The sequence below is a fragment of the Bradyrhizobium sp. JR4.3 genome, from assembly GCF_040547695.1.
Taxonomy (GTDB): domain Bacteria; phylum Pseudomonadota; class Alphaproteobacteria; order Rhizobiales; family Xanthobacteraceae; genus Bradyrhizobium; species Bradyrhizobium canariense.
This window is the reverse complement of sequence record NZ_JBEPQF010000091.1, coordinates 1-1,567: the sequence shown is the minus strand read 5'-3', so window position 1 is coordinate 1,567 and position 1,567 is coordinate 1. Positions and strand designations below refer to the sequence as shown.

The window sequence follows — 1,567 nt, the reverse complement described above, 5'->3', positions numbered from 1 at the left end:
GGCCGATTTTGTTGCAAAAGTCGGCCACAATGGATTTGACCGCTAGACCTTTCGTTGAGCCGCGCTCTGAAGCGCTGGCCCTGAAGCATTTTACGCAACTTCGACGCTACGCTACGCGATGCGCAGAGCCTGAGCCGGTGGCGGACGTGCGACCAGCGATGCAAACCGCCTCAGATTCTGGGCGATGGCGGCTAGAACAAACTCATCTTGGGCACCTTGCGGGCCGCGCAATCGGAGCCGACCAAGCTTCAGGATGCGCTTCAAGTGTGCGAACCTCATCTCGATCTTCTTGCGCTGACGTCGAGAGAGCTCGAAGCCCTCGGTGCCAGCGAACGACCGGGCAACGTCTCGGGCATGTTCATGGATATCGCGCGGGATCTTGCGTGATGGTTCCTTTGGGCAGCACTGCGGTTTGAGCGGGCATACATCGCAATCGAGCTTGCTTGCACGATACAGAAGAGTCTTGCCTTCATGCACAGTACCGCTTGTCCCAAGCCGCTTACCACCCGGGCAGTGGTAAACGTCGCCGGTCGGGTCATATCGAAAGTCGCTCCGCGAGAAGGTGCCATCATCCCGCTTCGATTTATCGAACACAGGGATATGCGGCGCGATGCCCTTCTCCTCGACCAGCCAGTTCAGCATCGGAGCCGCTCCGTAAGCGGTATCCCCGACAAGTCGCTCTGGCTTGAGACCGAAGCGCTCCTCGGTCCGTTCGATCATGGTCTTTGCTGCACCGACCTCGGCCTGACGAATGGCGCGGGAGGCCTCGACATCAACGATGACGCCGAACTTCACGTCGATGAGATAGTTGTCGGAGTACGCGAAGAATGCCGGCCCCTTGTGAGCGCCGGTCCACTGCGCCGCCGGATCGGATGGCGAGACAAACTTTGGAACGACATCGCTGGCGGCGCCCCACGCCGGATCGTCGAGAGTTGCCAAATACTCCTTCACCGCGCGGCTAGACCTGGCCGGATCGCGATCCCTGCGCCAGTCCTGACCTGCGACCGAACGCTGCTTGTTCGCGTCGGCCGCAATCAGGCTTGCATCGACTGCAAATCCTTCGCCACCAACCAGACCGACGGCAATGCACGTCTCGACGATCCGTTCGAACACGCGGCGGAGAACATCTCCATCGCGGAAGCGCTCGTTACGGGCGCGCGAGAACGCCGAATGATCCGGGACAGCGTCCTCAATACCGAGCTTGCAGAACCAGCGATAGGCGAGGTTCACCTGCACTTCACGGCAGATCAGCCGTTCCGAGCGGATCGCAAAGACATACCCCACGACCAGCATCCGGATCATCAGTTCCGGATCAATCGACGGGCGCCCCATCGACGAATAGTGAGATGCTAGTTCACCGCGAAGCCAGGACAGATCGAGAGCAGCATCGATCTTCCGCACCAGATGATCTTCAGGTATCGCGTCGCCAAGACGAAACTCGTAGAACAGTTGATCTTGGTCACTCTTCAGACGGCCCATCATGGATCGACCTCGCCGAGATTCGCGTCAACACAACGGAATCACGCTTCGTGACTTGTCTCAACCGACTTTTGCAACAAAATCGGCC

At 59.2% G+C, this 1,567-nt stretch carries 1 protein-coding gene; it reads right to left on the bottom strand.

Going from position 1 to position 1,567, the window contains the following annotated elements:
* Window positions 1-111: 111 nt before the first annotated feature.
* Window positions 112-1,482: a transposase gene (locus ABIB91_RS41635; protein ID WP_354172982.1), complete on the bottom strand. Its 1,371-nt coding sequence runs from the start codon at window positions 1,480-1,482 to the stop codon at window positions 112-114.
* Between the last annotated feature and the right edge of the window lie 85 nt (window positions 1,483-1,567).

Bases quoted from the DNA above. Each gene is read 5' to 3' on its own strand.
- ABIB91_RS41635 (WP_354172982.1), bottom strand. From the start codon at position 1,482: ATGATGGGCCGTCTGAAGAGTGACCAAGATCAACTGTTCTACGAGTTT.